This window comes from Streptomyces sp. NPDC003023 (assembly GCF_042888225.1).
Lineage (GTDB): Bacteria > Actinomycetota > Actinomycetes > Streptomycetales > Streptomycetaceae > Streptomyces.
In genome coordinates, this window is sequence record NZ_JBIAPL010000007.1 from 422,775 (window position 1) to 448,672 (window position 25,898).

20 protein-coding genes are annotated in these 25,898 nt (G+C 73.2%); 10 read left to right on the top strand and 10 right to left on the bottom strand.

Features of this window, described 5'->3' with window-relative positions; all coding sequences use genetic code 11:
- Positions 1–267: 267 nt before the first annotated feature.
- The 4 genes from ACFYV1_RS24425 to ACFYV1_RS24440 form a co-directional block, all read right to left on the bottom strand.
- Positions 268–642 carry an RNA polymerase-binding protein RbpA gene (locus ACFYV1_RS24425; protein WP_003959706.1) on the bottom strand — a complete coding sequence of 125 codons (375 nt, stop codon included), beginning with the start codon at positions 640–642 and terminating at the stop codon, positions 268–270.
- Positions 643–908: 266 nt separating this feature from the next.
- Positions 909–2,285 (bottom strand): MFS transporter, encoded by a 1,377-nt coding sequence (locus ACFYV1_RS24430; RefSeq protein ID WP_389397657.1) that lies wholly within the window; start codon positions 2,283–2,285, stop codon positions 909–911.
- 60 nt (positions 2,286–2,345) lie between these two features.
- A complete protein-coding gene (locus tag ACFYV1_RS24435) occupies positions 2,346–3,110 on the bottom strand; it encodes a glycerophosphodiester phosphodiesterase family protein (protein WP_389397658.1) in 765 nt (254 codons plus the stop codon).
- Positions 3,107–3,793: a YitT family protein gene (locus tag ACFYV1_RS24440; RefSeq protein WP_389397659.1), complete on the bottom strand. Its 687-nt coding sequence runs from the start codon at positions 3,791–3,793 to the stop codon at positions 3,107–3,109. The genes ACFYV1_RS24435 and ACFYV1_RS24440 overlap by 4 nt, the downstream gene beginning before the upstream one ends.
- 64 nt (positions 3,794–3,857) lie before the next feature.
- Between ACFYV1_RS24440 and ACFYV1_RS24445 the strand changes: the two genes are divergently transcribed.
- Complete coding sequence (locus tag ACFYV1_RS24445) at positions 3,858–5,357, top strand: PLP-dependent aminotransferase family protein (RefSeq protein ID WP_389397660.1); 1,500 nt, start codon at positions 3,858–3,860, stop codon at positions 5,355–5,357.
- 76 nt (positions 5,358–5,433) lie between these two features.
- Here the strand turns inward: ACFYV1_RS24445 and ACFYV1_RS24450 are convergent, their stop codons facing one another.
- Positions 5,434–7,035, bottom strand: coding sequence for a hypothetical protein (locus ACFYV1_RS24450; RefSeq protein WP_389397661.1), 1,602 nt, complete (start codon positions 7,033–7,035; stop codon positions 5,434–5,436).
- A 39-nt stretch (positions 7,036–7,074) separates the two neighbouring features.
- Positions 7,075–7,269, bottom strand: a complete 195-nt coding sequence (locus ACFYV1_RS24455) for a hypothetical protein (RefSeq protein WP_005320068.1) — start codon at positions 7,267–7,269, stop codon at positions 7,075–7,077.
- Between the two features lie 295 nt (positions 7,270–7,564).
- Here ACFYV1_RS24455 and ACFYV1_RS24460 point away from each other — a divergent pair, with 295 nt between their 5' ends.
- The 5 genes from ACFYV1_RS24460 (at position 7,565) to ACFYV1_RS24480 (ending at position 13,374) form a co-directional block, all read left to right on the top strand.
- Positions 7,565–7,957, top strand: coding sequence for an ankyrin repeat domain-containing protein (locus ACFYV1_RS24460; RefSeq protein WP_389397662.1), 393 nt, complete (start codon positions 7,565–7,567; stop codon positions 7,955–7,957).
- Positions 7,958–8,247: 290 nt separating this feature from the next.
- A complete protein-coding gene (locus tag ACFYV1_RS24465; RefSeq protein WP_389397663.1) occupies positions 8,248–9,669 on the top strand; it encodes a HEAT repeat domain-containing protein in 1,422 nt (473 codons plus the stop codon).
- Positions 9,670–10,043: 374 nt separating this feature from the next.
- On the top strand, positions 10,044–11,168 hold the full coding sequence (locus ACFYV1_RS24470; protein WP_389397664.1) for a glycosyltransferase family 4 protein: 1,125 nt from the start codon (positions 10,044–10,046) through the stop codon (positions 11,166–11,168).
- On the top strand, positions 11,165–12,334 hold the full coding sequence (locus ACFYV1_RS24475) for a glycosyltransferase (protein ID WP_389397665.1): 1,170 nt from the start codon (positions 11,165–11,167) through the stop codon (positions 12,332–12,334). The genes ACFYV1_RS24470 and ACFYV1_RS24475 overlap by 4 nt, the downstream gene beginning before the upstream one ends.
- Positions 12,331–13,374 (top strand): SGNH/GDSL hydrolase family protein, encoded by a 1,044-nt coding sequence (locus tag ACFYV1_RS24480; protein WP_389397666.1) that lies wholly within the window; start codon positions 12,331–12,333, stop codon positions 13,372–13,374. Before ACFYV1_RS24475 ends, ACFYV1_RS24480 begins: the two co-directional genes overlap by 4 nt.
- Before the next feature lie 34 nt (positions 13,375–13,408).
- Here the strand turns inward: ACFYV1_RS24480 and ACFYV1_RS24485 are convergent, their stop codons facing one another.
- From ACFYV1_RS24485 to ACFYV1_RS24500, 4 genes are all read right to left on the bottom strand, one after another.
- The gene (locus ACFYV1_RS24485; RefSeq protein ID WP_389397667.1) at positions 13,409–14,275 is read right to left on the bottom strand and encodes a biotin-dependent carboxyltransferase family protein; all 867 of its coding nucleotides are present in this window, start codon (positions 14,273–14,275) and stop codon (positions 13,409–13,411) included.
- Positions 14,272–14,880: a 5-oxoprolinase subunit PxpB gene (gene pxpB / locus ACFYV1_RS24490; RefSeq protein ID WP_389397721.1), complete on the bottom strand. Its 609-nt coding sequence runs from the start codon at positions 14,878–14,880 to the stop codon at positions 14,272–14,274. Before pxpB ends, ACFYV1_RS24485 begins: the two co-directional genes overlap by 4 nt.
- 20 nt (positions 14,881–14,900) lie before the next feature.
- Positions 14,901–15,665, bottom strand: coding sequence for a LamB/YcsF family protein (locus ACFYV1_RS24495; RefSeq protein WP_389397668.1), 765 nt, complete (start codon positions 15,663–15,665; stop codon positions 14,901–14,903).
- 62 nt (positions 15,666–15,727) lie between these two features.
- Complete coding sequence (locus ACFYV1_RS24500; RefSeq protein WP_389397669.1) at positions 15,728–17,005, bottom strand: MFS transporter; 1,278 nt, start codon at positions 17,003–17,005, stop codon at positions 15,728–15,730.
- 167 nt (positions 17,006–17,172) lie between these two features.
- Between ACFYV1_RS24500 and ACFYV1_RS24505 the strand changes: the two genes are divergently transcribed.
- The 4 genes from ACFYV1_RS24505 (at position 17,173) to ACFYV1_RS24520 (ending at position 25,825) form a co-directional block, all read left to right on the top strand.
- Positions 17,173–17,880, top strand: a complete 708-nt coding sequence (locus ACFYV1_RS24505) for a GntR family transcriptional regulator (protein ID WP_389397670.1) — start codon at positions 17,173–17,175, stop codon at positions 17,878–17,880.
- 215 nt (positions 17,881–18,095) lie between these two features.
- On the top strand, positions 18,096–19,640 hold the full coding sequence (locus ACFYV1_RS24510) for a hypothetical protein (protein ID WP_389397671.1): 1,545 nt from the start codon (positions 18,096–18,098) through the stop codon (positions 19,638–19,640).
- 285 nt (positions 19,641–19,925) lie between these two features.
- Positions 19,926–20,852, top strand: a complete 927-nt coding sequence (locus ACFYV1_RS24515; protein ID WP_389397672.1) for a hypothetical protein — start codon at positions 19,926–19,928, stop codon at positions 20,850–20,852.
- A gap of 92 nt (positions 20,853–20,944) precedes the next feature.
- On the top strand, positions 20,945–25,825 hold the full coding sequence (locus ACFYV1_RS24520) for a hypothetical protein (protein WP_389397673.1): 4,881 nt from the start codon (positions 20,945–20,947) through the stop codon (positions 25,823–25,825).
- The last annotated feature ends 73 nt before the right edge of the window (positions 25,826–25,898 follow it).

Here is a 25,898-nt window from a genome sequence, read left to right on the forward strand (position 1 = left end):
GCCCGCCTGCTCGCGGCCGTTCCGTTCCGACCGCCTGCCCGGGCGGCCGGTCGGAAGCGGAGTTGAGCCGTACGGGCCACTCGGGGCCGGAGCGGCGCCGCAGGGCGGGACTCGGGAACGGAGCGGGGCCGCACGGCGGCCCGCCTGGTCCTGCCGCCGGCACGACACAGAGCCGCGGGGGGGGCCCCCCCCCGGGGGGGGGCGCCCCCCCCCCCCGGGGGGGGCCCCCCCCGCGGCTCTGTCGTTCGCTTGGCGCGCCTGCGCGCGTTACGCGGACTTGCGGCTGTCGCGCGGATGCACCGCGATGTTCATGGCGCCGGAACGAAGGACCGCCAGCCTCTCGGCCAGGACCTCCTCCAGCTCCTCGCGGGTGCGCCGCTCCATCAGCATGTCCCAGTGCGTACGCGCCGGCTTGCCCTTCTTCTCCTCGGGGCCGTCCCCGTCGACCAGGAGTGCCTGGGCGCCGCACGCCTTGCACTCCCACTCCGGCGGAATTTCCGCCTCGACCGAGAACGGCATCTCAAAACGATGTCCGTTCTGGCATGCGTACTCCACCGCCTGGCGCGGGGCCAGGTCGATACCGCGGTCCGTCTCGTAGCTGGTAACCACAAGTCGCGTGCCGCGGAGAGCTCGCTCACTCATGAATCGTGCCTCCCGGGCTTGTCGCCCACAGGACAGGTGTCGCTGTCGTCGTCATCCGGTCAACGTCCGGTCGGCGGTAAAGATTCCCGTTCCGGGTCATGCGTCGCCCGTCGTGCCGCTGCTTTGCCATTGGTTGGGGTACCCACCAGTGCCCGGTTTGTCACATCTGACAGAAAGTGTCACCCACTGATTTCACTATTCCAGCACGCAGTAACGGTCCGCCTGGCAAGCCAAAGGCGTACACTACCGGCCTTTCACTCAGGCGTCTAAATCCGGTCGGGTACCGGGTTCCCCGCGGCGGCCACCGCACGCCTCACCGGAACCCTCGCGAGCAGCACGAATCCCACTCCGAAGAAGATCACCAAAGAGATGATCGCGTCCCGGTAACTGCCCGACATCTGATACGCCACGCCGAAGACGAGCGGTCCCAGCCAGCTCAGACCCCGGTCGCTCATCTCGTACGCGGAGAAGTACTCGGCCTCCTTGCCACGCGGCACCATATGGGAGAACAGCGACCGCGACAGCGCCTGGCTCCCGCCGAGGACCAGTCCGATGCCCGCCGCCAGGCAGTAGAACCACACCGGTTCGCCCGCGGGCAGGAAGTACCCCGCGGCAAGGATCAGGGTCCAGACGGCGAGCGAGACCAGGATCGTGCGCTTCGCACCGTACGTACGGGCCAGCCGGCCCATCCCCAGCGCACCCGCGACCGCCAGGACCTGCACCAGAAGCACCGCCGTGATGAGGGTGGTCTGGTCGAGGCCCAGCTCCTCCGAGCCGTAGACCGACGCCTGCGAGATGACCGTCTGCACCCCGTCGTTGTAGACGAGGTAGGCGAGCAGGAAGGACAGCGTCAGCGGATGCCGTCGCATGTCCCGCAACGTGGCCACCAGCTGCCGCCACCCCGAACCGACCGCGCCTTCCCCGGAGGGGGCGATCCGGCGGTCGCGCAGCCGGCGCAGCGGGATCAGAGTGAAGGCGCCCCACCACAGTCCCGCCGATGCCAGACAGATGCGGACCGCCTCGGACTCCGACAGGCCGAAGGCCTCGTGGCCCGAGTAGACGACCAGGTTCAGCACCAGCACCAACGCGCCCGACGTGTAGCCGAAGGCCCAGCCGCGCGACGACACCGCGTCGCGTTCGTCCGGTTCCGCGATCTGCGGAAGGTAGGCGTTGTAGAGGACCATCGAGACGGCCAGCGACGCGTTGGCGATGATCAGGAGCAGTGCTCCCAGCAGATAGCGGTCACCGTCGAGGAAGAACATCCCCGTCGTCGCGGCCGCGCCCACGTACGCGGCGACGGCGAGCAGCGGCTTCTTGCGGCCGGTGCGGTCCGCCGCCGCCCCCGCGAGCGGCATGAGCAGCACGGCGAGCAGCACGGAGACCGACACCGCGTACGGGAAGACGGAACCGGCGCGCAGCGGGATGCCCAGTGGACGGACGAAGCCGTCGGCGTCCGCCGCGGCCTTCGCCACCGACGTCAGATAGGGCCCGAGGAACACCGTGAGGACGCTCGTCGAGTAGACGGAGCACGCGAAGTCGTAGAAGTACCAGCCCCGTTGCTCACGTCTGCGCCCGGCGCCTTCCTTGCCGGTGCCATCGGTGCCATCGGTGCCGTCAGTGCTGTCCGCCGTGTCCGCCGTCACTGGGCGCCCCCTCGCTCGTGCCGTCGCAGCCGCCCCCGCGGCTGCGTGGGCGCCCCCGTGTCAGACCCACACTCCCCGGTCGGTCAGCACCGAGCGCAACGTCTCAAGATGATCGGTCATGATGCCATCCACCCCGAGGTCGAGGAGCGCGGCCATCCGATCGGCGTCGTTGACGGTCCACACATGGACCTGCAGACCGCGCTCGTGGGCCGCCCGCACGAACCGCCGGTCCACCACGCGTATCCCGTTCTGCGACTCAGGCACCTGGGCGCACACCGCGCCGCCGCGCACCGCCGCCGGTATCCCGTACGAGCCGAGCCGCAGCCCGAGCACTCCGCGCACCCCGAAGGAGGTCGCCAGCCGGGGACCCGCGAGGCGCATCGCCCGCGCCACCCGCGACTCCGAGAACGACCCGACGCACACCCGGTCCCAGGCGTCCGTCCGGCGGATCAGCTCCACCAGCGGCCCGAGGGCGGACTCGGCCTTCAGGTCGACGTTCCACCGCGCCTGCGGGAACTCCTCCAGCAGTTCCTCGAACAGTGCGAGCGGCTCCCGGCCGGCCACCCTGGCCCGGCTCACCTCGCTCCACGGCAGCGCCGCGATCCGCCCCCTGGAATCCGTGACGCGGTCCAGTGTCGTGTCGTGAAAGGCCACCAATCGGCCGTCGGCCGTGGTGTGCACGTCGGTCTCGAAATAGCGGTAGCCGGCACCGGCGGCCCGCCGGAAGGCCGCCGCGGTGTTCTCGATGCCGTCGGCCGCCCCGCCGCGGTGGGCGAAGGCGAGCGTCGAGGGATGGTCCAGGTACGGGTGGCGTATACGGGTCACCGCCGCAGTATTGCCTGAGAGGGTGACTGCCCGGCGACCACCGTGCTGCTTCCGTCTCCCTCCGGGATGGCGAAGAGCCGCAGGAACAACTGCGCCAGGGGGCCGATGGCCAGCGCGTACGCCACCGTCCCGATGCCGACGGACCCGCCGAGCGCGAAACCGGTGGCCACGACAGCCACCTCGATCGCCGTGCGCACCAGTCGGATCGACCGGCCCGTCAGCCGGTGCAGACCGGTCATCAGACCGTCCCTCGGGCCCGGCCCGAAACGCGCCGCGATGTAGAGGCCCGTCGCCACGCCGTTGAGGACGATGCCCGCGATCATCACCGGGATCTGCCCGCCGAGCCCACGCACGTCAGGAACCACGGCCAGGGTGGCGTCCATCGCCAGCCCGATGACGAAGACGTTCGACACCGTCCCGAGGCCGGGCCGCTGCCGGATGGGTATCCACAGCAGCAGCACGACCGCGCCGACGATGATCGACACCACCCCGATCGTCAGCCCGGTCAGTTCGGCCAGGCCCTGGTGCAGCACCCCCCAGGGCTCCAGCCCGAGGCCCGCACGCACCAACAGCGCCGAGCTCACTCCGTACAGCGTGAGACCGACGTACAGCTGAAGCAGCCTGCGGCTGAGATGCGCGGACACGATGGCGCCCCCTTGTCTGGTGTTCGTGGACTGATGCATGACACTCTGTGGCTATGGAACAACCGGCAACCATGGCCAATTCGAGGAAGGTGGACTGACTTCCATGACGCAGTGGACCTCTGCGGTGGGTGCTGCCCAGCTCGCCCGACAGCTCACCTCCCAGCAGCCGCGCCCCGCGGGCCCCGGTACCCGCAAGCCGCCCGCCTACCGGGCACTGGCCGACGGCATCCGGCTGCTCGTCCTGGAAGGCCGGGTCCCGGTGGCGGCACGGCTCCCCGCCGAGCGTGAACTCGCGCTCGCCCTGTCCGTGAGCCGCACCACCGTCGCCGCCGCGTACGAGGCGCTGCGCACCGAGGGCTTCCTCGAGTCCCGCCGGGGAGCCGGCAGCTGGACCGCCGTACCCGCGGGCAATCCGCTGCCCGCACGCGGCCTCGAGCCCCTGCCGCCGGAATCGCTCGGCTCCATGATCGATCTCGGCTGCGCCGCGCTGCCGGCGCCCGAACCGTGGCTCACCCGGTCCGTCCAGGGCGCGCTCGAGGAACTTCCACCGTACGCCCACACCCACGGCGACTACCCCGCCGGGCTGCCGGCCCTGCGTCAGATGCTCGCCGACCGCTACACCGAACGCGGCATCCCCACCATGCCCGAACAGATCATGGTCACCACAGGTGCGATGGGCGCGATCGACGCGATCTGCCACCTCTTCGCCGGTCGCGGGGAACGCATCGCCGTCGAGTCCCCCTCGTACGCCAACATCCTCCAGTTGATGCGCGAGGCGGGCGCCCGGCTCGTGCCGGTGGCCATGGCCGAGGGGCTGACCGGCTGGGACCTCAACCGCTGGCGCCAGGTCCTGCGCGATGCCGCGCCCCGTCTCGCGTACGTCGTCGCCGACTTCCACAACCCCACCGGCGCGCTCGCCGACGAGAGTCAGCGCCGCGCGCTGGTCGAGGCGGCCCGCTCGGCGGGGACGGTGCTGGTCGTCGACGAGACCATGTCGGAACTGCACCTGGACCCGGACATCGAGATGCCCAGGCCGGTCTGCGCGTTCGACCCCGCGGGCTCCACGGTCCTGACCGTCGGCTCGGCGAGCAAGGCCTTCTGGGCCGGTATGCGGATCGGCTGGGTCCGAGCCGCTCCCGATGTGATCCGCTCGCTCGTCGCCGCCCGTGCCTACGCGGACCTCGGCACCCCTGTGCTGGAACAGCTGGCGATCAACTGGCTGATGCGGACCGGAGGTTGGAACGAAGCGGTCGCCATCCGCCGCGAGCAGGCGCGGGACAACCGCGACGCGCTCGTCGCCGCCGTACGACGGGAACTGCCGGCCTGGGAGTTCGACGTCCCCGGCGGAGGCCTCACGCTCTGGGTCCGTACGGGCGGCCTCTCCGGCTCGCGACTGGCCGAGGTCGGTGAACGGGTGGGCGTCCGCGTGCCGTCCGGGCCGCGCTTCGGTGTCGACGGCGCGTTCGAGGGATATGTGCGGCTGCCGTTCACCGTGGGCGGGCCGGTGGCCGAGGAGGCGGCGGCGCGTCTGGCGGCCGCGGCCCGTCTGGTCTCCACGGGAGCGACGACGGGCACCGAGGCACCGCGGACGTTCGTGGCGTAGCCAGGCCGGAGCGGAGGCGTACGCGTCGCGAGCCGGCAGGGCCCGGCCCGCGACGCGTACGCCTCCGTGATGCGTGTCAGCCGGTTCCGCTGACGGGGACCGTCGGTGGGACCAGGGGCTTCGCCGGGACCGTCTGCGTTGCCGGAGCCTGCGCCGGTGCGGGGGCGGTGTGCTCCGGGCCGGGCGGCAGGAGTGCGAGCACCGCCTGACGGTGGGCCTCGGACGTGGCGTCGTCGAACGGGTCGGGCGTGGCCGGTACCTGGAGACGCAGGACCGGGCCGGTGCCCAGCCGCGCGTACCCCCGGCCCGGAGGCACGTCGGTCGTCGGCGTGGTGCGCGGGCTGGTGCCGAGCACCGCCTCGACGTCGGGCAGCTGCGCCTGGCCGAGTACCACGCGGGCCCGGGTATGGGTCCGAACCGTCTCGGTCAGCGCGCCGATGCTGTCGAACTGCTCTGCCACGACCACGGTGACGTGCGCGGCACGCCCGTGCCGCAGCGGGACCGAGAGGAGCTCCTGGGGGTCCGCGTGCCCGTCGGCGGCGGCGAGGTGGCCGAAGACACTGGGGCGGTCCACCAGGATCCACAGCGGCCGCCGGGTGTCGTCCGGAGCCGGCAGGCCGGCCTGGCGGGCCCGGTTGGCGGCGATGAGCCGTCTCTCCGTCTCGTGAGCGGCCCATTCGAGGCTCGCCAGCGCACCGGACAGTCCGCATTCGACGGCGAGGACGCCGGCGCGCCCGGTGAGGCAGGCGTAGTCACCGGTTCCGCTGCCCTCCACGATCAGTACGTCCCCGTGCCGCAGCGCCTGCAGGGCGATGGAGCGGAGAAGCGTCGTGGTGCCGCTGCCGGGTTCGCCCACGGCGAGCAGATGCGGTTCGGTCGAACGCGGTCCGGTGCGCCAGACGACGGGCGGTGCCTGGTCGATCCCGTCGTCCCTCCTGACCGGCAGGGTGCGCTGGACCGAGCCGGCGTCCGTGAAGCCGAGCACCGTCTCACCGGGGACGGTGACGAAGTGCTGGGCGGTGATGTCGGTGGACAGGGCGGGCAGCACGCTCATCACGAGCTCATTGCCCTCCTCGTCCCAGGTGAACAGGTACTCGCGGCCGCGTCCGGACTTCGCGTGCAGCAACTGCTCGATCCGGGCACGGGCGGCCGCTTCACCGTCGGTGAAGTACGCGGGGTACTTGACGCGCAGCATGGTGAGCCGGCCGTTGCCGTCGAACCGGTGCTCCGTGAAGGCCCTGCTCCACACCCCGCCGTGGGCGAACAGCGGCGCCGGGTCCTCGGCGATGGAGAAGTAGGGGACGAGGGCCTCGTACAGCGCCTGCAGCCGGCCGGCCTCCGCCTCGTCGGGGCCGGTCCTGACCGGTGTCCGGGCCCGTCCCTGCCAGGCGGCCGCGGCCATCACCGTGATCAGGGCGAGCAGCGGCCCGTACGGGATGAGCGCGACCACCAGGATGCAGGCCGCGACGAGGAACAGGGTCGGACCCCGCCGCTCCTTGGGCGTGCCGGCCCACTTCTGCCGGCCCGTCGCGACGAGCTTCCGCAGACCGCGGGAGACCGTGATCAGCGGATGGAGGACGTCGGTGGCGCTGTCGGCGGCCGTGCGCGCGATCTCGCGGCTGCGGGCGATCCGTGTGCTGCCGCTGCTCAGAATGCGGGGGAGTGGACGCCGGGCCACATCGTCTCCTGTGGGTGAGGGTGCCGAAGGGACAGGCGGTCAGAACTTGATCCCGCCCAGCAGTCCGGCCAGGCTCGTGGTGCCTGCCTGGATGCTGGGGGCGATCGCGGTGCCCGCGAGGAAGAAGCCGAACAGCGCGGAGACGAGGGCGTGCGAGGCCTTCAGACCGTCCTTCCTGAAGAAGAGGAAGACGATGATGCCGAGCAGCACGACGCCGGACATGGACAGAATCATGAGGTTCTCCTGGGTGAGGGGACAGTCACCATGAGTTCTTCCAGGCTTACCGAAAGTATCTATGCGACAAAAGGTGCAAATGGGTGAAATTCAAAGGATTTCACTCCACTGGTGGACCGCCGGACGCGGTTCGGCGCGCCGAGCGCCGAAGTGCGCGGCACAGTGCCTCCGCGGCGTGATCCTTTGCCGCCGCCACCCGGGGGCATGCCGGCCGCCGGGCAGTACCCTGTCGATTCACTCGTACGGCTGCTCCCGCCGTGCGGGCCAGGTCAAGTGGTGAAAGGCGGTACGTCCGATGAGCGAGAACCCGGACGCCGAGGTGATCGAGCTCGCGACCAAGGTTTTCGACCTGGCGCGACAGGGGGAGACCGAGGCTCTTGCCGCGTACGTCGATGCCGGCGTCCCGGCCGACCTCACGAACGACAAGGGCGACACGCTCGTCATGCTCGCCGCATACCACGGGCACGCTGCCGCCGTCGAGGCCCTCCTGGCCCGGGGCGCGGAGCCGAACAGGGCGAACGACCGCGGCCAGACGCCTCTCGCCGGCGCGGTCTTCAAGGGTGAGGACGCCGTCATCCGCGCTCTCCTCGCCGGAGGCGCCGACCCTCAGGCAGGCACCCCGTCCGCCGCGGATACCGCCCGGATGTTTGGGAAGGCGGACCTCCTGGAGCTGTTCGAGGGCCGCTGAGCGGCCCGAGGGCAGTTGTCCGGGCAGGGCCGGGGCAGCGGTGAAGGAGCCGTCGCGGAAGCCGCCGTAAATGTGGTCGCGGTGGCGAAATGGGTGGGTCATCATGACGTCAGCCCCATCCCGGACCACATCAACCGGGAGTTTCCCCTGGGGTCACCGAAGAGAGGCAGAGGAAGATGGTCAACACCAAGCGGTGGACGCGCATGACAACGGGCGGTCCTACATGCTGCTGCGCGGCCTAGGCATTCCACTCCCCGGTCGCGTCGACAGCTTGATGTGAGGCATTTCCCATGTTCGATCCAGTCATAGCGCCGAGCGGCACCCTGCTCGGTCTGCTGCAGAGGGGCCGTGGCGACGGCACACTGCACGCGCTCGCAGCCCCGCGGGCCGAAGCCCTGGCCGCCCTCAACCACTGCGTGCTCAATGACCCCCGCCACGACTGGCAGGTCGAGAACCGCTCTCTGTACTACGCACGCCTCTACCTCGATCTCCACGGCAGTCTGGAGGAGATCGAACGGCATCTTTGCGATGCCGACGACCACCTCGACACCGAAGAGTGCCGGACCGGTCTCGCCCTAGCGGTGCTCGGACACCTCGCCTCGTACGGCAGGGGCGACGCGCTCGCCCTGCTGCGGCGGTACGCGACGAACGGCGCCAACTGGGCCTGGGCCCTCGACGAGCTCGCCCTGCGCGACGACGACGCGGGGCTGCGGGCGCTCGCCGCCCCGATCCTCGCCAGATTCCCCGCCACCCCCGAGGGCGACGCCGAGCTCGCTGCCGCGGTGCGGGACTCGTTCGAGCCGCGGCCCTGGCGGCTGTGGGCAGAGGACGCGCGCGAAACCGTCGGCGACCGGGTCAGGGCCGCCCGGGAGGCCGGCTCCTTCGACCGCTGGCAGCGCCAGATGCGGCCCACCGGCCCCCGGCCGGGCTGGAGTGTCCAGGCGGTCCTCGACTGGGCCGAACAGGGTCTGGAACGCGGCGGCGCGCTGCATGTTCCGGCAGCCCGATGTCTGTCCGCGGTGGCGGGACCGGAGGACCGGCCCGTCATCGTCGAAGCCGCCCGGAGCGGCCCGGACGGCGCCCGCTGCGCCGCCCTGCACTACCTCGCCGAGGCACGGGACCCGGTCGTACTCGATCTGATCGAGGCGGCGGTGGCCGCCGGATCGGGGAACGTGGCGGAAGCCGCCGTCGCGGCGTTCGAGCGGATGTGCGGCGAGGAGGCGGTCGACCGGGCGCGGAGCTGGATCCACCGCCCCGACGCCCTCGGCGGGTCCGCCGCCGGCGTCCTCGCCTGCCGGGGCGGCGGACCCGCCGACGCGCAGCTCGTACTCGGCGCCCTCCGCGAGACCGTCCGGGCGGACGGCCCCGACGCCCCTCTGCTGTGGACCCTCGTCGACGGAGCCGGACGCCTCGGCATCGCCTGCGCCGCACCCGTACTGCGCCATGTCTACCGCGAGACGGCCTCATCGCACCTGCGCGGCAGAGCCGCCCGCGCGCTCGCCGCCACCGATCCCTCCTTCGCCAACGGCTTCGCCGTCGAATGCCTGTGGGACTGCGAGGAGACCACCAGAGAGGTCGCCGCGCTGCACGCGGAGACGGGCGACGTGCGTGTCGCCGACCGGCTGCGCAGACTGGCCGCCGATCCCGCGGAGGAGGCGGAGGTGCAGACCGCCGTGCGCAGCCGCATCGGGCCGGACCGGCCGACGGTGTGAGGCGCGCGGCTCGGAGGGTGTGAGCCCGCGGCTCGGATGGTGGGTGCGCGGCTCGGAGGGTGTGAGTGCGCGGTCGGACGGCGAGGCCCGCGGCTCCGGCGGTGTGACGAACGCGGCGCCCGAGCCGGGCCCACCACGGTCCTGCGCGTACCGCGAACAGGCGTCGGGCCGCGGCGGAAAGGCCGCTCACGAGCGTCTGCGGCGGCGTTCGGATCGTCGGTTCCGGAGTCGGCGGCGGAGCCGGTTCCGCCCGTATTCGTCAGGGCCGGTGGGCACCGGCCCGACAGCGCCCGGACACAAACGCTCATGGGACGTTCCACATACGGAAAGATCCACGTTGGCGCAGCCACTCCGGGCCCGACGAGAACTCGGGTATGCGCGTCGTCATCGTCACCGAATCCTTTCCGCCAGACGTCAATGGTGTGGCGCACTGCGCCCAGCAGACCGCACGGCACCTCGCCGCCCGCGGTCACGAACCGCTCGTCATCGCCCCGGCCGCGGTCGGGGCGCCCAGTTGCGACGAGACCGCACCCTGCCCCGTCGTGCGCGTTCCCTCCCTGCCGCTGCCCGGCTATCCGCAGGTGCGCGTCGCCCTGCCCAGTCGCCGGGTCGCGGCTGCGATCACCGCGCACCGGGCCGAACTCGTCCACCTCGCAAGCCCCTTCGTACTCGGTGTGCGCGGCATGTCCGCCGCGGCACGCCTCGGCCTGCCGGCCGTCGCCGTCTACCAGACGGACCTGGCCGGATACGCGCGTACCTACGTCGGGGCGGGTGAAGGCGCCGCGTGGCGCCGCATCCGGGCCGTGCACGGTGCCGCCGACCGCACCCTCGCCCCGTCGACCGCCGCCATGCGCGACCTCGAGGAGCACGGGGTCGAACGGGTGCGCCTGTGGCCTCGCGGAGTGGAGACCACCCGTTTCCGGCCGGAACTGCGCGACGAGGAACTGCGCCGCGCCCTGGCACCGGGCGGCGAACTGATCGTCGGGTACGTCGGGCGCCTCGCCCCGGAGAAGCACGTCGAACTGCTCGCCGATGTCTGCGCGATGCCCGGTGTACGGGTGGTCGTCGTCGGCGACGGACCCAGCGAGACGTCCCTGCGGGCGGCCCTCCCGGGCGCCGTCTTCCTCGGCCGCAGGACCGGCGACGACCTCGCCCGGATCTTCGCCTCCCTGGACGTCTTCGCGCACACCGGCCCCTACGAAACGTTCTGCCAGACCGTGCAGGAGGCCATGGCCAGCGGCCTGCCCGTCGTGGCACCGGCCGCCGGGGGCCCGCTCGACCTCGTCGACCACGGCCGGACCGGGCTGCTCGTGCAGCCCCACAGCAGCGACGCCGTACGTGCGGCGGTCGCCGCGCTCGCCGCCGACCCCGCGCTGCGCGCGGCGTACGGGCAGGCAGGGCTCGCCGCCGTGCGGGACCGGACCTGGACCGCCGTCGGGGACCTGCTGCTCGACCACTACGCCGACGTACTCGGCGCGCGTACGGCGGTGGCCGCATGAGCGCGGAACGAGGACTGCGGATCGTACGCCTGGCGAACTTCGTCACCCCCTCGTCCGGTGGGCTGCGCACCGCGCTCGCCGAACTCGGTCGCGGCTACCTCGCCGCAGGACACCATCCGGTGCTCGTCGTGCCCGGCGACGGCGAGAGCGACCGGCAGACCGATCAGGGGCGTGTCATCACCCTGCCGGGACCGGAGATCATCGGCACCGGCGGCTACCGCGTGCTGGCGGGACGTCGGCGGCTGCGGCAGGTGCTGGAGGAACTGGCACCCGACCGGCTCGAGGTCTCCGACCGCACCACCCTGCGCTGGACCGGCGAATGGGCGCGGCGCCGGCGGATCCCCTCCATGATGGTCTCGCACGAGACCGCCGACGGAGTACTACGCACCTGGGGTCTCCCCGAGACGGTCGCCGCACGCGCGGCGGACCGGCTCAACCGCCGCAGCGCCTGGGCCTATTCGCGGATCGTGTGCACGACCGAGTGGGCGGAGCGGGAGTTCGTGCGCATCGGTGCGCGCAATGTCGTACGCGCCCCGCTCGGCGTGGACCTGCGGCGCTGCAGGCCCCAGCGGCGCAGCGCGGTGCTGCGCGCCGAGCACGCCACCGGGGCCGACGTGCTCCTGCTGCTGTGCTCGAGGCTGTCGGTCGAGAAGCGGCCCGGTACGGCCCTCGACGCGCTCGCCGTTCTGCGTGAACGAGGGCTGCGGGTCTCTATGGTCGTCGCCGGCGACGGCCCGCTCAAGGCCTCCCTCGTGCGCCGGGCGCGTGCCGAGCGGCTGCCCGTCCGGTTCCTCGGCCACGTCCCCGACCGGGAGGCGGTCGCCGATCTGCAGGCAGCGGCCGACGTGTGCCTGGCACCCGGTCCCGCGGAGACCTTCGGGCTCTCCGCCCTCGAGGCGCTGGCGTGCGGCACACCCGTGGTGGCGAGTGCTTCGTCGGCGCTGCCCGAAGTGATCGGCGACGCGGGTGTGGCCGCCGCCGACACGGGCGAGGACTTCGCGGCGGCGGTTCTCGAGCTCCTGTCCCGTCCGGAGACAGCCCGACGGGAAGCGGCCAGGGAGAGGGCCGAACTGTTCGACTGGCAGACCTCGGTGACGGCCTTCCTCGCCGCTCACGGGGCGCTGCCGGCCGACGACCGCGCCTTCGGGCCGGAGCACCGGCGATGACGGCGCCGATGCCGATGCCGATGCCGACGGGGGCACCCACGCCGGTGTCGGCGGACGCCGCACCGGACCGGGGGGCCACCGCCGGAGCGACGTCCGCCGACGCTGCGGCCGTCACCGGCGAACCGCTCGCCGGCGCGGTGGACGGGTGCCGGGCGCCCGCCCGGCCGCTGCGGTTCGTCGCGCTGGGGGACTCGCTCACCGCCGGGGTCGGTGACCCCGTCGCGGGCGGTTGGCGGGGTTGGGCGGCCCTGCTCGCCGAGGGGGTCGGCCGCGTGGACGCGCCCGCCGTCTTCCGCAACCTCGCGGTGAGCGGCGCGCTCACCAAGGACGTCGCGGAGACCCAGGGGCCCGCCGCCCTTGCGTTCGCACCCGACATCGCGTCCGTCGTCGTCGGCGTCAACGACACGCTGCGCCGCACCTTCGACATCGGGGACCTCGCCCGGCGCTTCGACGACGTCTGTGCCGCGCTGGCCGCCCGCGGGACCGTACTGCTCACGGCCTGCCTGCCCGACCCCGGCGCCATGTTCGGCCTGCCCGCACCGCTCGCCCGGCCGCTGGCCCGGCGGCAGCATGCCGTCAACGCCGTCGTCCACGCGCTGTCCGACCGTTACGACACCGTCCACCTGCACGCGGCCGACGCCGCGTGGGTCGCGGACCGGGCCATGTGGAGCGCCGACCGGCTGCACCCGGGCGAGCGCGGCCACCGCATGCTCGCGCGGCGCTTCCACGAACTGCTCGCCGCCCGCGGGCTCGCCGACGGTCCCGTACCCGGCGCCGAGCCGGACCAGCCGCAGCCCACGACGGCCGCCACCCTCCGGTGGCTGGCCACGGCAGGCACCGGCTGGCTGGCCCGGCGCTGCACGGACCTGCTGCCGCAACTGCTGCGGCTGGCGGGCGACGAGATGCACCACTGGGCCCGTGGCACCAGCGCCCGGCTCGACCGCGGCGCGGAGCTCGCCCTGTCCGCCGCGCTGGCGGCGGTGGCACCGGCTGTGCCTCCGCCCGTGCCCGCAGGACGCGTCACGGCGGGGACAGGGTAGGGACCGCAGGCGGAGGGTGCCGGGGCGACGCTGATCAGCGCCGTGTGAGGAACCGCACCGGGGTTCCCGGCACCGCCTGGGCCGCCGCGGCCAGGTCCCGCCCGTCCACCACGCCCACCACGGGATATCCGCCGGTCGTGGGGTGGTCGGCGAGAAAGACCACGGGCCGGCCGTCCGGCGGCACCTGGACAGCGCCCAGCACCATGCCCTCACTGGGCAGTTCGGCCGTGACCGCCCGTTCCAGACGGGGTCCGTCGATGCGCAGCCCGATGCGGTTGCTCGCCGGGGACACCCGGAAGGGGCACCGTGCCAGCGTGCGCAGCGCCGCGTCCGTGAACCAGTCGTCGCGCGGACCGAGCCGTACCCGGAGCAAGAGCTCCACCGGGGGAGCGGGCCACGGCACCTCGACATCGACGCGGGCGGCGGGACCGGCCGGCACGCCGAGCGGCAGCACGTCCCCGTCCGTCAGCGGCGCGGGCCCCAGCCCCGAGAGCAGATCGGTGGACCGACTGCCCAGCACCGGGTCGGCCGCGATTCCGCCGGCGACGGCCACGTAGCTCCGTACGCCGCGTGCGGCGGGCCCGACATCCAGCAGGGCCCCGGCCGGGACCCGGACCGGAGCACCCCAGGGCGCCGGCGCGCCGTCGACAGTGACTTTGCCCGGCGCACCGCCGACGACGACTGTCACCGGGCCGCGAGGGCGCACCGCACAGCCGTTCACGGTGGTCTCCAGGACAGCGGCGCTCTCCTCGTTGCCCACCAGGCGGTTGGCGAGCCGGGCCGCCGGCGGGTCGAGCGCCCCCGAGCGGGGCACTCCGAGACCGGCGAGCCCGGGCCGCCCCGTGTCCTGCACCGTGGTCAGTGCCCCGGCCCGTACGACCGCCAGAGCGAGGTCGGTCATCGGCCCTCCGGCACGAACCGCACCCGGGTGCCCGGCGACAGCAGTGCCGCGGGGTCTCTCGTCGCGTCCCACAGCTCGGCCTCCGTCGTCCCGATCAGCTGCCAGCCACCGGGGGACGAGCGGGGGTAGACGCCTGTGTACGCGCCGGCCAGCCCGAGGGAACCCGCGGGCACGGCGGTGCGGGGGGTGGATCTGCGGGGGACCGCGTAACGCCGCGGCAGGCCCGTGAGATAGGCGAAGCCGGGCGCGAAGCCGCAGAACGCCACCCGGAACTCCAGCCCGGAGTGGATCCGCGCGGCCTCGTCGGTGTCCACCTGCCACAGAGCCGCCACCTCCGCCAGGTCGGGGCCGTCGTAGCGCACCGGGATCTCGACCGAGTTCCCCTCGTGGGCGCCGAGCGGCGGGATGTCCCACGAGGCCAGCTCCCCGGCGAATGCGCGCGGATCGTCGAGCCCGTCCAGCAGTACCGTACGGGCGGCGGGCACGATGTCCTCGATGCGGGGAAGCAGCCCGGCGGCGCGGCGGCGCAGCAGTTCGGCGTGGAACGCGCCCGCCTCCGTGCCCCCGGGGAACTCCACCAGCAGCGCCCGGTCCCCGGCGGGCATGGTCCGCGGCGCCGGGCCGTTCACGCGAACGCCTCGACCCGGACGCCCACGGACTCCAACTGCCCGCGCACCCGGCGTGCCAGCGCCACCGCGCCCGGGGTGTCGCCGTGCAGGCACAGGGAGCGGGCGCGGACCCCCACCGAGCGCCCGCAGCCGGACGCCACGACGCCGAACCGTGCCATGGTGACGGACCGTTCGACGACCGTGTCCGGGTCGCTGATGACGGCGCCGTCCTCGCCGCGCGGCACCAGTGTGCCCTCCGCGGTGTAGGCACGGTCGGCGAAGGCCTCGGTGACGACGGGCAGCCCGGCCTTCTCCGCCATGGTGTGCAGTCTCGAGCCGGGCAGTCCCAGCAGCGGCAGCCGGTCGCCCGAGAGCAGCACGCCCTCGACGACGGCCGCCGCCTGCTCCGTGTCGTGCACGACACGGTTGTAGAGCGCGCCGTGCGGTTTGACGTACGAGACGCGGGAGCCCGCCGCGCGGGCGAAGATCTGCAACGCGCCGATCTGGTAGGCGATCTCGGCGGCCAGTTCGTCGGACGGGACGTCCATGGAGCGCCGCCCGAACCCGGCCAGATCGCGGTACGAGACCTGGGCGCCGATCCGCACACCGCGTTCGGCGGCGAGTTCGCAGACGCGGCGCATGGTGACCGCGTCCCCCGCGTGGAAGCCGCAGGCGACATTGGCGCTGGTGACGACGGACAGCAGTTGCTCGTCGTCGGTCAGCCGCCAGTGGCCGAAGCCCTCGCCCAGATCGGCGTTGAGGTCGATGGACGCCCAGGTCACGGTGGTACCTCCAGTTCACTTGCCGGGCAGGCCCATGCCGGGCAGGCCCCTTGCGGGGAGGGTCAGAGGAGTTCGCGGTCGCGTGTCTCGGGAAGTCCCAGCAGGGCGAGCACCGCGAGTGCGTAGCCGGCCGCGCCGAGGACCAGGGCACCACCCACGCCCCAGCTGTCGGAGAGGAAGCCGACGAGCGTGGGCAGGAACGCGCCGACGGCACGGCCGCTGTTGTAGGTGAAGCCCTGCCCGGTGCCGCGCACCGCCGTCGGGTAGAGCTCGCTCAGGAACGATCCGAAGCCGCTGAAGATGGCCGACATGCAGAAGCCGAGCGGGAAACCGAGGACGAGCAGCAGCGTGTTCGCACCCGGGGGGATGTTCGTGTAGGCGAGGATTCCGGCTGCGGACAGCACGGCGAACAGCGCGATGTTCTTCTTGCGGCCGATCCGGTCGGTGAGGTACCCGCCGGTCAGGTAGCCGATGAAGGCACCGGATATGAGGAACGTCAGATATCCGCCGGTGCCCACCACGGTCAGCCCGCGTTCCGTCTTGAGGTACGTGGGGACCCAGGTCGCGAGTGTGTAGTAACCGCCCTGCACACCCGTGGACAGGAGAGTGGCGAACAGCGTGGTGCGCAGCAGGTCCCGCTTGAAGATCGTGGTGAACGACCCGCGCTCCGTGCTGTTGCGGCGCTGTTCCGCCGCCTCCGGGGCGTCGCTCACGTTGCGGCGCACGTAGACCACCAGCAGGGCGGGCAGCGCGCCGGTCCAGAACATCACGCGCCACGCGGTGTCTGCGTCGAGGAAGTGGAAGACCAGCGTGTAGACGATCACGGCGAGCGCCCAGCCGGCCGCCCACGCGCTCTGGACGGCTCCGAGCGTGCGGCCGCGGTGCTTCGCGCTCGCGTACTCGGCGACCAGGATCGCGCCGACGGCCCACTCGCCGCCGAAGCCGAGACCTTGCAGGGCCCGGAAGACGAGCAGCGTCTCGTAGTTGGGCGCGAAGCCGCACAGGACCGTGAACACCGCGTACGTGATCACGGTCATCAGCAGTGCCTTCACACGGCCGACGCGGTCCGCGAGGATGCCGGCGAGTGCCCCGCCGACGGCGGACACGACCAGGGTGACCGTGGTCAGGAGCCCGGTCTCTCCGTTGTCGAGGCTGAAGTACGCGGAGATGGCCACCATGCTCAGCGGCAGGGTGAAGTAGTCGTACGAGTCGAGTGCGTATCCGCCGAACGCGCCGCCGAAGGCGCGCCGGCCGCGCGGGCCGAGGGCGCGCATCCAGGCGAGCGCGCCGTCGTCCTCGGGGAGTCCGTCTCGCTGTGGTTGGGCCTTGGTCGTACTCATCTGCACCTCGCTGAAAGGGGAGGAGGAGCGGGCGGGAGGTGTGCGGGTGAAGCCAAGGTAGGGGATTGTTGAACGATCCGACAAGAGTCGTGTGGATACGTTCTTGCTTCTACGATGGACTCCGCACGCCGGCGCGGACGGGTCCGGCAGCGGAGACGAGGGGTGCTGTGGGGACGACGGAGCCCGGGGCCGGCGGCGGACTGGCGGACGACCGCCCGCTGTTGGGGCGTACGAGTACGGCGGAGAGGGTCGCGGACATCCTGCGCACGCGCATCGCGGAGGGTTACTTCCCGCCCGGTGAGCGGCTGTCGGAGGACAGCATTGGCAAGGCCCTCGGCGTCTCGCGCAACACCCTGCGGGAAGCGTTCCGGCTGCTCACCCACGAACGGCTGCTCGTCCACGAGCTCAACCGCGGCGTCTTCGTACGCGTGCTCGCCGTCGAGGACGTGGAGGACATCTACCGCACCAGACAGCTCGTCGAATGCGCCGTCGTGCAGCGGCTCGGGAAGCCGCCGTACGCACTGGACAAGCTCGACGCCGCGGTCGCCGGCGGCGAACAGGCGGCCCGCGAGCACGACTGGAAGGGCGTCTCCACCGCCAACATCCACTTCCACCGCGAGCTCGTGGCCCTCGCGGGGAGCGCCCGGACCGACGAGCTGATGCGCGGTGTCCTCGCGGAACTGCGCCTCGCGTTCCACGTCGTGGACGACCCGCGCGGGCTGCACCTGCCGTACCTGGTGCGCAACCGCGAGATCCTGGAGACGCTGCGGGCCGGGCGGCGGCGGGAGGCGCAGGCACTCCTCGACGCCTACCTCGACGACTCCCGCACACAGCTGGTCCGCACGTACGGGACGCTCCTCCCCGTACCCGACTGACGCCGCCGCCAGGCGACCGGGACCGGCACGCCCACCGGCATCCGGTAGGTCCGCGGGCGGATCGGGACGGGCACGAGGTCACGGATCGGGACGGTTCGGGGGCCGTGGATCCGGTCGGTCCGGCGGGCCGCCGGTCTGTTCGGGCAGGGGGCCGGACCGGGCCCGCTCTGCGCCCGTTTCGACCGTTGTCGGTGCGAGGACCTAATCTGTGCACCGTGACATCGCCAGCCTCGACGGACACCGCTCCGCCCCAGCTCAGCGCGGGGCCGCGCCCCGCGCAGGGCCCGGCCGCCGACGAAGGGCTCGCGCGGCGGCTCCGGGCGCTCGCGTGCACCGCGCCGCTGCACGACCTCGACGTGCGTAAGGCCAATCTCGCCGGCGAGTACTCGGTCTACGCGATGGCGGAGGTCGCCCTCGCGGCCATCGACCTCGTCACACTCAACATGGACTTCGACACCGGTGCCGACCACGACCAGATAGTGGCGCGTCTGCTGCCGCGCGTGGCCGCGCAGGCACCCCGCAGGCCCGCGGCCGAGCACGAGCGCGTCGCCCGCTGGGTCCTGGAGAACCTGATCAACGTCGGCAGCGTGGACCGCGGCTTTCGGGCGGTCTACGGCACGTTCGGCACCGACGGCGTCTACACCCGCCGCGACTACGACTTCAAGCTCATCGAAGAGGTGCCCGGCTACGACGGCACGGTCTACCTGCGCACCACCGACGAGGCGGTCAACGTCCTCGTCGGCGCCCTCGACACGGACGTCACCAGCGCACAGATCGCGGCCGAGGTGAAGCTCGAGGTCCTGATCAACCGCGGCCGCCTCGCCGACGCGCAACTCGCCGCCGAGCAGGCGCGCTACCGGACCGTGCAGTACTCGGAGACCCTGCGCAGGACACTCGAGGCCACCCGTCGCAACGTCCGGGCCGTGGACTGGCTCCACACCGTCCCCGACATGATCGCCGAGGCGCTCGACCACGTCGCCGACCGCTACCGCCACGAGAACGCGATCCTCACCAACATCCGCAGGGCCCGCGACGAGGCGGAGACGGGCGCCGACCCGAAGACGGCGGAGCACAAACGGCGTGCCGCCGAGCTCGTGGACATCGTCAAGGACTGCATCCGGCGGCACACACAGCTCCAGTCCCGCCTGCTGGAGGCCGGCCCGCTGTTCCGCGCGGAGCAGGACCGCCAGGCCTTCGCCAGGCCCGCGGCCCGCACCGGTCTCGATCTCTACGGCCAGCTGGTGGCGCCGCTGCTGCCGCTGCCGGTGGAATCCGCGATCCGTGTCACGGACGCCTTCTTCGCGAACGGCACCGGGCTGCGCACCCCTTCGTCCGTGCGGGTCGGGGACCTCGTGGACCTGCTGCTGACCCCTCCGACGGAGCGCGAGCACCTCGGGGCGGAGATGCCCGAACCGGACCTGATCGCCACGCCCGACGACAGCCGCTTCAGCGAGGAGCAGCTCGCGAGCGCCATGGAGCTGCTCGATCTGGAGCACGACGCGCCGCGCCGCCTCTCCGGACTGCTGGCGGACGCCCGCCGACGGGACGCCGATCTTCCGTACCTCGTGGCGCTGCTGGCCGTCCATGCGGCGAGCCCGCCGGTCGGCACCGCATACCGCCAGGGCGAACAGCGACTGCTTTTCGCCGTCGACGACGGCACCGAACTGGACGACCCCGAGTTCGGCGGTGCCGACCTGATCGTCGGTACGGCACTGCTCGACGCGGCGGGCATGGCGGCCGCCAGGTCGGAGGGCCCATGACCACCGCGCATCGCGAAGCCTCCGGCAGGACTGCTTCGCCCGGCCCGGACCGGCCGCCGAGGGGTTCGGACATGCCGAGCGGATCCGGGTGCGGGTCGCCGGCATCCCCTATACCCCGCGTAACGGGGGGAGGGCAGGGACACGGCGACGCGCAGCGATTTCGTGCCCACCCGCTCGCCCCCGCCCAGTGACCGCCACCACTGACCCGCCAGCACAACCAGCCACCACAGACCACTCCACTCACTGACCACCCGGCCAGTGCCACCCCGCCCCCAAGGAGTCCGCGTGAGCGACCACCACGCCGAGCCCGACGCCGCGTGGAGCGAGCCGGTCGCCCCGCAGGGCCCGCCGGCCGGCCCCGTCTCCGCGGCCCCCGCCCCCGCCGGCAGCACCGTCACCCCCGCGGACGCCGCCGACGCCGCGCGCCTCGTGTCCTTCGGGCTGCAGCCCAGACTGCTCCCCGCCCGCGACGCCGAATACGCCGACCTGCTGCGCCGCTACCGCGAGGACCCCGCCTTCGCGCGCCTCGCGGACGCCGTCGCCACCGGCCTCGGCCTGGTCGTGCTCGAGGTGTCGCCCCGCGCCGGAATGGCCGTCACCGCGGGAGAGGACTCGGTCTTCGCGGTGCGCATGGGTGACTACGCCCGCCGAGCCTCCGCCGACTCCGCCGACCGCTTCCTGCACGGGCTGGCCCACCTCGCCGTCGCCGCCATGGCGTTCCCCCGCCCGGAGGACCTCGCCGACGACGGGTACATCGGCCGGATCACCGTCAACGGCGTCGACGCCTTCGTACGCCAGGCGTGCCGCCGCCTCGAGGAGCGTGCGGACGAGCAGGGCGAGAACACCGACCCGGCCAGTGACGCCCCCGGCCTGGAGGCCGCCTGGCGGGTGTACGCGCGCCGCAGCGCGACCGGTGCCACCAAGGACGCCCGCCGCCTCGCCGGTTCGACGACCGGCATCGTCGGCAAGGCGGTCGCCTTCCTCACCGACTCCGGCTTCCTGCAGCGGACCGGCGACGACGCCGGAGGCGCGTACCGCACCACCGCCCGCTACCAGCTGCAGGTCCGCGACATGGCCGGCAGCGCCGCGATGGCCGAGCTCCTCGAGCTGGGTGTCGTCCCGGTCAGCGACGGCTCGGCCTCGCTCATGGCGCCGCCCGACGGCGACGACCTCGAGCTGGCCGCCGACGCCGGCCTGCCCTTCCACGCGTGAACGCCACCGCGCCCAGCCGCCACGACGTGAACGCCACCGCGCCCAGCCGCCACGACGCGTAACCGCACCGACGAAACCGAGAGTCCGCCGCCATGTACGAGTTGTCCCGGGTCCGCCTCTACTCCATCGGTCCCGCCGGTGCGCGCTACGCCGACACCGTGCTCGACCTGCGCGGAGTCGGCGAGCCCGTGCCCAACCCCGCCCCCACCCAGGCGGAGTTCTTCGAGGAGGAGCCCGTCGGCCCGCCGCGCCGCCCCGCGCCCGCGGGTGTGCTCTTCCTGGAGAACGGCGGCGGCAAGTCCGTTCTGCTGAAGCTGATCTTCTCGGTGATGCTGCCCGGCCACCGCAACACCCTCGGCGGCGCCAGCTCCGGCGTGCTGCGCAAGTTCCTCCTCGCCGACGACTGCGGGCATGTCGCGCTCGAGTGGCAGCACACCCTCACCGGCGAACTGGTCGTCGTCGGCAAGGTCAGCGAGTGGCGTGGACGCCAGGTGTCCAACGACCCGCGGAAGTTCGCGGAGGCCTGGTACTCGTTCCGCCCGGGCCCCGGCCTCGGTCTCGACTCTCTTCCCGTCGCCGAGTCGACCGCGGTCCGCCCGCCCGTCGAGGGCGCGTCCGGCGCCCAGGGACGCCGTCGCACCATGAAGGGTTTCCGCGACGCGGTCACCGAGGCGGGCAAGGCGTACCCGCATCTCGACGTCTACTGGGAAGAGATCCACGACCGCTGGAACGAACACCTCGGCGACCTCGGCCTCGACCCCGAACTCTTCCGCTACCAGCGGGAGATGAACGCCGACGAGGGCGAAGCAGCCGGTCTGTTCGCCGTGAAGAAGGACTCCGACTTCACCGACCTGCTGCTGCGGGCCGTCACCGACACCCGCGACACGGACGGCCTCGCCGACCTCGTCAGCGGCTTCGGCAACAAACTCGGCCGCCGTGCCGAACTGACCGCCGAACGCGACTTCACCGCCGGATCCGTCGACCTGCTCGGCCGCATCGTCGACGCGGCCGCGAGCAGGACCACGGCGCGCGACGTCCACGCCGGAGCCGAGCGCCGCACCCGTACCCTGGCCCGCCGCCTGACCGCACGCGCCGCTCAGGAGCGGTCCCGGGCCGCGGACCTCGCCCAGCAGGTCACCGCCGCCGCGCACACGGTCACCGGCGCGGAGCAGGCACGCGACCGCAGCTCACTGGTAGCTGCCGAACTGGCCTTCAGACACGCCTCGCTGGCACTGGCCGCCGCGGAGAAGGGCGCGGCGGCGCAGCGCCGGGAGCTCATCGAGGCCCGTACGCTGCACTCGGCCTGGCAGGCCGCGGAGGCGGTCCTGCGCCACCGGGCTGCCGGTGACCGCGCCGCCCGTGTCGCCGCCGCGATCCGCGAGGCGGAGCGCGACGCCGCTCCCGCGCTCGCCGCACGCGCCAAGGCCGCGGGCGACCTGGTGCGCGCCCTGCACAGCGCGGCGGAGGACGGCGAGGCGGTCGCCAACGAGGAGGAGGAGCGTTCCCGCGCACTCCAGGAGACGGGCGAGGCCGCGCACCGCGACGCCACCGTCGCCGCCACGGAGGCGCAGCGCGCCCGCAGCGAGATCGGGCACCTGCGGCAGCGGCTGACCGAGGTCGAGCAGGAGACCGCGGAGGCGGTACGGGCCGGGTGGCTCGACGACACCGCTCCCGACGCCGACCCGGCGCGAGCCGCGCTGGCGGCGAGCGACGCCGAGAAGGCGGCCGTGGCCGCATGGGACGAGGCACGGGAGGCGGCGCGTTCCACGGCGGACGTCGCCAAGGAGACGTCCGCGGCGGAGTCCCGCGCCGAACTGGCCGCGGCCCGCGCCGCGGACGCGGCGCGGGCAGCGGAGAACGCCTACGAGGCGGAGCGCCGCGCCGCGGAGTCCATCGCGGAGGACGAACGGCTCACGGACCTGCTGAGCATCGCCCCGGCGACCCCGCCGTCCCCGGTGCCGTCGCCGCGCAGCGCCGCCGTCCCGGCCGTGCCCGGGTCCGCGTCCGCCGGCCAGGGGACCGCCGACGCGGGAACCGCCCCGGCCGCTGGTTCCGCCGGCGGGCACGAGACGTCTTCGGAGACCGCCCCCGGTGCGACGACCACGTCCGGTGTGACAGGCGCCCGCGGAACCTCCCCCCGGTCCGCACCCGACAGCGGCCCCCGCGGCCGACGCACCGGCGAAGGTCCCCTCACCGTCGAGGAACTCGACGGATTCGCCGACGAACTGCGCGAGCTGCTCGAGCAGTCCGTCTCCTCCGCGGAGCGGCAGCTGTTCGACCTGCGCACCGCCGCCGCCGACGACGCCCGCATCCTCGGCGCCCTCGGCGACGGGGGCCTGCTGCCGCCGGGCCCCGACGTCCTCGCCGCCGTCGAGTACCTGGGCGAGCACGGCATCCCCGCCCTGCCCGGCTGGCGCTATCTCGCCCAGTCCGTCGACCCCGTGGACCACGCCGCAGTGCTGGCGACGCGCCCGGAGCTGGTCGACGGGGTCGTGATCACGGACCCGGCCTCCCACGCCCGGGCCCGCGAGGTTCTCGCGGGCGCGGCCCTCCTGCCGCGTTCCACCGTGGCCGTCGGAACCGCCGCCGCCCTGCTCGCCCCCGTGCCGCCGTCGGGCGCCGGCGGCGAGGCCGAGGACGTGTTCCTCGTACCGCCCAACCCGGCGATGCACGACGAGCACGCCGCGGACGAGGAGCGTCACGCGCTGCGCGCCAGGACGACCGCACGGGACGAGGACATCCGGGTCCTCGCCGCACGCCTCGCGGCAGACCGGGCCATCGGCGCCCGGCTAGGGGCCTGGCGGTCCGACTGTCCGCCCGGCATGCTCGCCGAACTCGCAGAAGGCGCCCGTACCGCACGAGAGGCCGCCCAAGAGGCGAAGGAGATTCTCACGGAGGCCCGCACCGCCCGCGCGGAAGCGGAAGAGGCGGCGGCGGACGCCGCCCGCGTACGCGACGAGCGGCAGGACGCCGCACAGCGCGCCCGCCGCGCCGCCGACGCGCTCGCCGGCCTTGCCTTCCGGCTGCGCGAACGGGCCGCCTGGCAGGTGAAGGTCCGCGAACTGGCCGACGAGGCGGCCGAGTCGGAGGCCCGCGCCGCCACCTGCCTGGAGCGGGCGAAGGCAGCCGACGAGGACCGTCGCGCCGCTCAGCGTGCCGGGGACGACGCGCGCCGCACCGCCCGCGCGCTCCGGGCGGAGCGCGCCGAGATCGCGGGAGCTCCCGAGAACCTGCCGGAGCAGGAGAGCGGCGCGCCCCGCCCCTCGCTGCCCGCGCTGCGCGAGGCCTACCGCGCCGCGTCCCAGCTCTACGAGAAGGTCGGCGTCGGCGCCGACCTGCGCGCCGAACAGGCCCGCGCCGAGAGCGACGAGAGCGCCGCGCTCGCGGAGCTCGACCGGCTCACCAACAAGGTGCGGACCAGGGCGGCGCAGCTCCTTGAAGGCACGGACGGAGCCGACGGCCCCTCCCGCCAGGCAGCCGCCGTACGGGCCGAGTCGCTGGTGCAGATGCTGGAGTCACGCGCCTCGGAGGCGAGCGAGAAGCTGGGCCGGCTGCGCGGCGAGGCAGAGCGGCTCGCTCCCGCCGACGGCGAGGCGCACACCGAACTGCCCGACGATCTCGTCCCCGCGGACGCCGAACACGCCCAGGCCCTCCTCCGTACGGCCACCGCCGAACTGGCCTCCTGCTCGGACACCCTGGAGAGCGCCCGCTCCGCACACAGCGGACTGCTGTACTCCCACCGGGCGGCACAGGACGCGGCAGGCGGATTCGACGAGACGGCCGCGCTCCTGCGCGACCTGATGCGTGACAACCACCACGAGGACGAGACGCAACACGCCTCGGAGCCGTACCCCGGCAGTCTGGAGGACGCCCGAGGGTCCGCCGCGGAGGCGCGGCGTTCGCTGCGCGGCTGCGCCGCGGACCTGTCCGCCGCCGAAGCGGCCGTACGGGAGGCGAGCGACATCCTCGTACGGCACGCCAACTCCACCCGCTACGAGCAGGTGCGGACCCCGGCCCGCCAGCAGATCCGCGAGCTGCCCGCGGCGGCGCTGCCCGAGCACGCCGCGAAATGGGCGGAGGCGTTCGCCCCCAGACTCCGGGTGCTCACCGACGAACTGGAGCAGCTGGAGCGCAATCGCGACACCATCGTCGACCGGCTGCGCGGCCTGGTGGAGTCCGCGCTCGCCACACTGCGCTCCGCGCAGCGGCTCTCCCGGCTGCCGGAAGGGCTCGGGGAGTGGTCGGGGCAGGAGTTCCTGCGGATCCGGTTCGAGGAGCCGGACCACGCGACGCTCGCGGAGCGGCTCGGCGAGGTCATCGACGAGGCGACCCGCGCTGCCGTGAAGAAGAACTCCGACCTGCGCAGGGACGGTATGTCACTGCTGCTCCGCGGCGTCCGGGCCGCTCTCGAACCGCGGGGCATCGCCGTGGAGATCCTCAAGCCGGACGCCGTACTCAGGGCGGAGCGGGTGCCGGTCGGACAGATGGGAGACGTCTTCTCCGGCGGCCAGCTGCTCACCGCCGCCATCGCCCTGTACTGCACGATGGCGGCGCTGCGCAGCAACGACCGCGGCCGGGACAGGCACCGGCACGCGGGGACGCTGTTCCTGGACAATCCCATCGGCCGGGCCAACGCGACATATCTCCTGGAGCTCCAGCGCGCGGTCTCCGACGCGCTGGGTGTGCAACTGCTCTACACCACGGGCCTGTTCGACACGACGGCCCTGGCGGAGTTCCCCCTGGTGATCCGGCTGCGCAACGACGCCGATCTGAGGGCCGGCCTGAAGTACATCAGCGTCGAGGAGCATCTGCGTCCCGGTCTGCCGAAGACGGACCCCGCGGAGGCGACGGTGCACGGAGAGATCACCGCGACCCGCATGTTCAAGCGTGCGCCGCTGCCGGAGCAGCAGACGGGAGAGGCCCCGGCCCCGGCGCTGCCCGAACTGACCGAGGGCCACGGCGACGGGTCCTGAGTGACGCGCCGGTGATCCCCGGCGCCCGCGGACTTCGGGGCGGGCCCTGCGGGGGCCCCGGAGCCCGTCCTGA